The following is a 7,004-nucleotide window of genomic DNA, read 5'->3' as shown; positions in this document are numbered from 1 at the left end:
CGCATATTGTTGATCGCGCCGGCGGCGTCGCCGCGAACGATGACGAAGATGGAGTTCGGGAGCTGATCCTTTTCCCGCTTGCCACTCTGCTCGAAAAAGCATTCGAACGTATCGGCGTTGAAGCTCGTCGCCGCCCAATCGGTGGTTTCGATGCCGGCATTGCGCAGCGCCGCACACATTGCGGCGCCGGATATCCGCCATGTCCGTAGAAAAGTCGACGCGGTCTGTGCGGCCGGAGGTTCAATGATATGCAAGGGAAGCGCGAAGGTGGCTGGAGGCGCCGGACGGGGAAGAGCTTTGGGCGGCGGCGGCCTAACCTCAGGGGGAAATAGRTCGAAGCCAAAATAATGGCTGACCGTCTTTAAGTGTTTCATGTCGTTGGAAAGCAGCACCGTTCCCATAACCAGCGAGAGGGAAATCGTCAGCAGCAACCAGAAGACAACGGGAATCCGCGGTTTTCTCACCGGCTGTTTCGCATATGCGGACGACGAAGTATCGGGCAAGCTTGTCTTCTCCGGCGTGCGAGAAGGGTTTCGATCGGGCTGTCTAGAGCATTTCCGTTTTTCTCCAAGCCACGGAACCCTCTATCTTTTTGTTTTTGCGCAATTCCGGACGCAAACCGCTGCGCACTTTTGCTGGAATTGCACAAAAGCATGTCGCGCTAAAGTGTGCAGCGGTTTTGCGACAACGACATGCGTAAAATCAAAGACCTAAAGCGCGAGGAGCGAATCTAAAAGATCGCGACGCGCTTTAGGTCAAGCATATACATTCAGCCGTTAAATATCTTTGGCTTCGTGTCGGCAATTGGGCACCTTTGTGTGTCATCAGGAAGCGAGCGCTGCAGATTTCGGCGGAGGCGCTTCAACCCTATGTCGATTGGGAATCTCCAATATAGCTAGGAGCAATCGCGGTGGCAGATGGCGAATGATCTCACCATTCGGTCTATGAATCGATCAGCGTTAGCTCGGCTTCCGCGTGATTTCGACGGATTATTCTTATCGTTATTATGATTAAGATAGGATATTCTGGATAATTTCTGAATTATTATATGATAACTATCCATATGTAAGCATATACTGTATTCTCTGCCTATTTTCGCGCAAAAGTTTTTATTTTTATTGTGAAACCATAGATTATATTTTGGATATCCTTGGAATCAGACGGGTTTTGGCGATTTCCATCAAATTTTCGACGTATTCTTCAATAGGGTTTGCCGCGCAATCGCCGAGGGGAAGGGATATGTCCGTCGAGCTAGACGCAACCAGCTATGTTCACGCCAAACCGACCACCGCGCACGCCTACATCTTGCCCGCCGTGCTCGATGTGCTGGAGAGCCATTTCGACGGTCCTCTTGAGAAAGACGTCTTTGATTTGGGATGCGGTACCGGCGGGGCAGCTGCGGCTCTTGCAGGAAAGGGATATTATGTCGTCGGCGTCGATCCTTCCAGCGATGGCATCGCGAAGGCCAATATCAATTATCCCGAACTGCCGCTGAATGTCGGCTCGGCGTATGACGACCTTTCCAGGGAATATGGCACATTCAATGCCGTCATCAGCCTGGAGGTCGTCGAGCATGTCTACGATCCTAAGGCTTTCACCTCGACGATGTACGATCTCGTCAAGCCGGGCGGCATCGCCGTGATTTCGACGCCCTATCATGGGTATCTGAAGAACCTTGCCCTGGCTGCGGTGGGGAAAATGGACGACCATTTCATGCCGTTGACGGATCATGGGCATATCAAGTTCTGGTCGAAAAACACGCTGAGTACGCTGTTGCTGGATGYCGGCTTCGACAATATTCGTTTTGAATATGTCGGAAGGATTCCCGTTTTCGCCAAGTCGATGATCGCCGTTGCGCAAAAGCCTCTTAGACACGGCGTCGGAGCTGCACTGATTTCGGACGGCATTCGTCCGCTGCGACGTGTGCGATAAAGCACGGCGCGCACCCGCGCCAAATGCCGCCCGTTGCAATAATCCACAGGTTGCTTTTACTGTCTGCACTGCTGAAAAAAACCCTTACGAAATATTTACTTTTAGTTGCATTCTTGCTTAAACTCTCCATTATACAGCTGGGCGTGCTGATAACGCGGGAGACTTATTCACATGAAGGCTAAATCGCCGAATTCGATCGACGTCTATGTTGGCAATCGCGTGAGAGTTCGGCGGAAGACGCTCGGGATGACCCAGAACGGCTTGGCCGAACTTCTGGGCATTACCTTCCAGCAGATCCAGAAATACGAAAAAGGAACGAATAGAATAGGGGCCAGCCGTCTTCAGCGCATATCCGAGATTCTTCGCGTGCCCGTCGGCTTTTTCTTCGAGAACGGCGGCGCCGGGCCGATCGACGGCGAGACGAGTGAATTGAACAGCTTTTTGTCCTCGAAAGAGGGACTGGCGCTCAACAAGGCATTCATCGCCATCGAGGACCCGAATATCAGGCAAAAGCTGGTGGCGTTGGCCAAAAGCCTGGCAGCCGCGGGATTGCCTGAAAGCGACAGTGAGTTGCACGATTCGGTTATGAACAGCTGAGGACGGATCGTGCTCCATCTGCAGACATTCGGCGATCTGCGGTTGATCGAGACGAATGGCGATCCGGTTCGCTATCCGATCAAGGGCCTGTTGATGATGGCCCATCTCTATGCCGGCGCGGGCCATGAACTCAGCCGCTATGAATTGGCCCAGTTTCTATGGAATGACGTCGAAGCTGATCTGGCGCGGCTCAATCTGCGCAAACTGCTTTCCCGCATCCGCGAGACAGACGGCGGACGCGCCGAAATGCCCTTCGATTTCACCGCCACCACGGTTCGTCTCAACACGCAGGTAGTTTCCAGCGATCTGGATATTTTTCGCGCCGGCGGTTCGCCGCTGGAGCGGCTGAACGCGATCGCCGAACTGACCCAGCGCGGGTTCATCGGAAATATCAAACCAGCGACAAAGTTGATAGATGCGTGGATCAGGGCGCAACGGGACACTCAGGCGCTGCAATTGCGGCAGGCATTGCTGGATGCGCTGCCGGATGCGCAAAAGCCCGGCGCGACGCGCACCATTTCCAGCGCCGCCCTGCAGATCCTCGAACGGGATCCGAAAGACGAGCAGGTCAGAGCCTTACTGCACCGGCTATCTGGCGGTTCGTCCCTCAATGAGAGCTTGTCGAACGGCGACGATCACGCCCGGGTACAGGTGAAGCGGTCAGAGGCCGGTGGTGAGACATCTGCCGACATCGAACGTATATCGCCGATGCCGCTGATCTTGCCTCGCCTGGTGCTGCTTCCCCCGACGTCGAAACATGCCGATGCCGGACTTGCGCTTGCCAACGCCCTGATCGAAGACGTCACGATCGAACTCTGCGCGCTCAGAAACATTTCCATCGTCGCGCCACATACGGCCGGCCAGATCCGCCGCGACTCCGAGAAGGCTGCCGTGGTCGCCCGTCATTCGATCGCCTATCTTCTGGATACAAAGCTTTCCGAAGAGGGATTATTCGCCCAGCTGGTTTATTTTCCCACGGACGAGATTATCTGGGCCAATCGCTTTGCGATGACGCCCCATATATTGCCGCGTCAGAGACGGCTGATCGCGCAGCAGCTGACCATGTCGGTGGCCCGCGAGCTGGCTGAAAACGAGGAAGAGCGCTTACGCTTCGAGGCCAATCCTGAGGCCTATCACGCCTATCTGGTCGGCTCGAGCCTGATGAGCAAGTTGACATTGCCGCATATCCGCCGGGCACGGAAGGCGTTCAAGCAGTCATTGTCGCATAAGGCGGATTTTTCTCCGTCATTTACCGGGCTGGCGAGGACCTTCACCAGCGAGTGGCTCGTGACGGCGCAGGGAAACAATGAGCTGCTGCATCTGGCGGAACAGAATGCACTTCTGGCCATCGAACGGGATCCAGCATCGGCGGCGGGCCATCGCGAGCTTGGGGTCACCAAACTCTATCTCGGCGATGTCGATGCCAGTGTCGCCGCACTTCATCTGGCGGAAGAACTCAGCCCGCATTTTGCCGATGTCATCTATAGCCATGCCGACACGCTCGTGCATGCATCCCGCCCCGGCGATGCGCTCGCCAAGATCAAAAAGGCGATTTTGCTCAATCCGATAGCGCCTGACGCCTATCTCTGGTGTGCTGCGGGAGCGAGTTTTTTCCTGGAACAGTACGAGGAGGCCATCGCCTATGTCGAGGCGATGAAAGACAAAGCGCCGGCCCATCGCATCGCCGCGGCCAGTTGCGCAATGATCGGCGATCGAAAACGGGCGCTCTTCCATCGGCAACGAGCCGAAAGCATCAACCCGGTCTTCGACGTCGAGAAGTGGCTCGCCATCGTCCCCTTCAAGGAACATTGGCAAAAAGAGCTATATCGGGAGGGCCTATTGAAGGCCGGTTTTTAACAATAACTTAGGGGCATTACATGGCCAAAGTTGTCATTATAGGTATACCCGGCGAGGCGGGTCTCTGGCTTGCCGATCTCGGTGCGGGTACGGTCAAGCCTCTCAATCCGACGGGGGATTTGGGGACTGCGAACGACTTGCGCAAAGCCGGCGGCACATTTGTGAAGGGCGTCGACCTCGCCGTCGCCGTTTCGTCGGCGCAGGTTGCCCTTTCCGGTCACGTCGACGGCTGAGCCGGCTTCTGACGGACTGGTCCGTATATTCCGAGAGGGTTATGTCGCCGCGGGAAACCCTTTCCCGCGTCGAACCTCTTTTGGCCGGGTTCGGCATTACCAGGGTTGCGCGACATACCGGACTGGACGACATCGGAATCCCGGTCTGGTGCGCATACGCCCCGAATTCCCGTTCGATCGTGATTGCCCAGGGAAAGGGCCTGACCGATATCGACGCCAAGGTATCCACTGTCATGGAAGCCCTCGAACGGGCGGTTGCCGGCGAACCCTCCGTCGACCTCGTCCACGGCACCTCTTCCCGTCTGCAGGCGATGGGACGCAAGACCGACATGCTGAACTGCCTGACCGCTCTTCATAAACCCGATCTCGGACCGGACGAGGAGACGGAATGGGTTGCCGGCGTCAATGTCCTCACCGGCGACGAGGTTTATGTCCCCTTTGAAGCGGTGCTGCTCGACCGCACACGGGACGCGCGATACTGGATGTCTTCGGACGGCYTGGCGTCGGGAAACAATGCCGAGGAGGCGATCTTTCATGGCGTCCTGGAGCGTATCGAGCGTGACGCCCATGTGCTGTGGCAGGTGGGCGCGGAAGCGGATCGTTACGCCGGCTGCGTCGATCCCCGCGGCTTTAAGGACGGCGCTTTGGACGGGCTCATCGACAAGATCGAAACATCGGGATTGGCGCTCAGGCTCTTCGATATCACCAGCGACATCGGGATCCCCTGTTTCACCGCCATGCTGGGCCCTGGGGATCTCATTCCGGGCCGTCGGGCTCTTCACGGCGACAGAGAGATTCGCCTCGTCGAGGTAACCGGCGGCACTGGCGCTCATCCGTCTCCCGTGCGCGCGGCCATTCGGGCGGTGACGGAAGCCGTGCAATCCCGACTGACCTATATCAGCGGAGCCAGGGACGATATTTCCCCCGCAACGTTCTCACGATGCTTGCCGCCGCTGATGCGGCAGGCCTTCGCTGCGGTTGCGGCACCGCCCGCTGCCGCCATCGGCCGTGACGGGGTGGCAGGACATGGGCAGCAGGATCTGGCCCACTTGCTGCAGCATGTGCTCGACCGGCTACGCAACAGGCGGATCGCTTCGGTGATCGCCGTGCGCCTCAGCGACGACACGCTTCCCTTCAGTGTCGTCAAGATTGTCATTCCCGAGCTTGAAAATCCGGAGGGGGAGCGCGCCCGGCAGTTCGGAACGAGGGCGCTTGCCAGGGCAATAGGGTTTTGAAGATCATTTTCGCAGGGCCCAGTCTTCCCGATGCGGCGTCGCTTACCGGCGAGGGCATAGGCGTCCTGCCGCCTGCGACGCAGGGCGATGTCTTGGCTGCGGTGGAACAGGGCGCCAATGTCATCGGCCTGATCGACGGCGGCTTCGAACATGCCGCACCGGTCTGGCACAAGGAAATTCTCCATGCTCTTTCGCTGGGCGTCGCGGTTCTCGGGGCGGCAAGCATGGGCGCGCTGCGCGCCGCCGAATGCCATCCGTTCGGCATGATCGGGATCGGCCGCATTTTCGAAGACTATCGCACCGGCCGGCTGGTCGACGATGCCGCCGTCGCACTCACTCACGCGCCGAGCGCGCTGGGCAGCAAGCCGCTGACGGTACCGCTCGTCAATGTCAGCGCAACGCTCGATGTGATGGAGGATAGCGGGCAGCTGGCCAGTGGGTTGCGTCAAGAGCTCGAAGATGCCGCAAGCGCGATATTCTTCAAGAAGCGAACGTGGCGGGCGGTCGTCGAGCAATGTGCAGGGCTGGCCGAGCCGGATCGTCCGCGACTGCTGGCGGCACTTTTGTCGAATGCCGTCGATCAAAAACGCATCGATGCCTTGGAATTGTTGAAAGCCGTGCAGGACGCCCGCGACATTCGCTCGAATGCAGATTTGCCGTGGAAACTGCACGAAACCGCATTCCCCACGCGCCCTGCATTGTGAATTGAACTCGGCATTTGTCACCGAGGGTTGTGTCACGCTTTTTTCACGGGCTGGATCACGTCCACAGGCGTATCATTCCTTCAATTCATTGGAGAAATGGGGCATGGGCGTGACATCGGTTGTCAAGATAAAAGCAGACCAAGGGGCAGAAGACGGACTGGAAGAACTCGTCGCATTGGCGCGGATGATCGCCTATGCGCGACAGGTCTCTCAGGATGTCAAACTGCCGTTTGCGACGAATTGCCTCGACCTTGCGCTTGAGGCGGTGAAGCAGGAGGTCGGGGAGGGCTTGACCAAGGAATTGGCCGAATTGAGCTCCCCGGTTCCGCAAGTGAGCGTGAGAAGCCATTAGGCCGGCATGCGTCCGATCGGACGCGCCGGAAACGCACTACCACTTCAAACACATGCATAACCCCGAAAATCGGCATCGATTTTCGGGGTTATGC

General features: G+C 57.5%; 8 protein-coding genes. 7 read left to right on the top strand and 1 reads right to left on the bottom strand.

What is annotated here, in order from left to right; translation table 11 throughout:
• Positions 1–503, bottom strand: a 503-nt coding sequence (locus AC1D1Z_RS31710) for a DUF6030 family protein (RefSeq protein WP_477852805.1), incomplete at its 3' end; no start/stop codon positions are given.
• 736 nt (positions 504–1,239) lie between these two features.
• On the opposite strand from AC1D1Z_RS31710, the gene AC1D1Z_RS31705 reads away from it, so the two are divergent.
• From AC1D1Z_RS31705 to AC1D1Z_RS31675, 7 genes are all read left to right on the top strand, one after another.
• Complete coding sequence (locus AC1D1Z_RS31705) at positions 1,240–1,932, top strand: class I SAM-dependent methyltransferase (RefSeq protein ID WP_477852803.1); 693 nt, start codon at positions 1,240–1,242, stop codon at positions 1,930–1,932.
• 171 nt (positions 1,933–2,103) lie between these two features.
• Positions 2,104–2,529 carry a helix-turn-helix domain-containing protein gene (locus AC1D1Z_RS31700; RefSeq protein WP_018446802.1) on the top strand — a complete coding sequence of 142 codons (426 nt, stop codon included), beginning with the start codon at positions 2,104–2,106 and terminating at the stop codon, positions 2,527–2,529.
• A 9-nt stretch (positions 2,530–2,538) separates the two neighbouring features.
• Positions 2,539–4,386: an AfsR/SARP family transcriptional regulator gene (locus AC1D1Z_RS31695; protein WP_130652898.1), complete on the top strand. Its 1,848-nt coding sequence runs from the start codon at positions 2,539–2,541 to the stop codon at positions 4,384–4,386.
• Between the two features lie 20 nt (positions 4,387–4,406).
• The gene (locus tag AC1D1Z_RS31690) at positions 4,407–4,619 is read left to right on the top strand and encodes a hypothetical protein (RefSeq protein ID WP_018243194.1); all 213 of its coding nucleotides are present in this window, start codon (positions 4,407–4,409) and stop codon (positions 4,617–4,619) included.
• A 41-nt stretch (positions 4,620–4,660) separates the two neighbouring features.
• Entirely contained in the window at positions 4,661–5,854 is a 1,194-nt protein-coding gene (locus tag AC1D1Z_RS31685) for a YcaO-like family protein (RefSeq protein WP_130759647.1), read from the top strand.
• A complete protein-coding gene (locus AC1D1Z_RS31680) occupies positions 5,851–6,558 on the top strand; it encodes a TfuA-like protein (RefSeq protein WP_130759646.1) in 708 nt (235 codons plus the stop codon). Before AC1D1Z_RS31685 ends, AC1D1Z_RS31680 begins: the two co-directional genes overlap by 4 nt.
• 103 nt (positions 6,559–6,661) lie before the next feature.
• Entirely contained in the window at positions 6,662–6,910 is a 249-nt protein-coding gene (locus AC1D1Z_RS31675) for a hypothetical protein (RefSeq protein ID WP_018243191.1), read from the top strand.
• The last annotated feature ends 94 nt before the right edge of the window (positions 6,911–7,004 follow it).

Source organism: Rhizobium sp. P1_E1 (assembly GCF_056406015.1).
The sequence above is the reverse complement of the archived record's forward strand: the minus strand, read 5'-3'. Positions and strand labels throughout refer to the sequence as shown.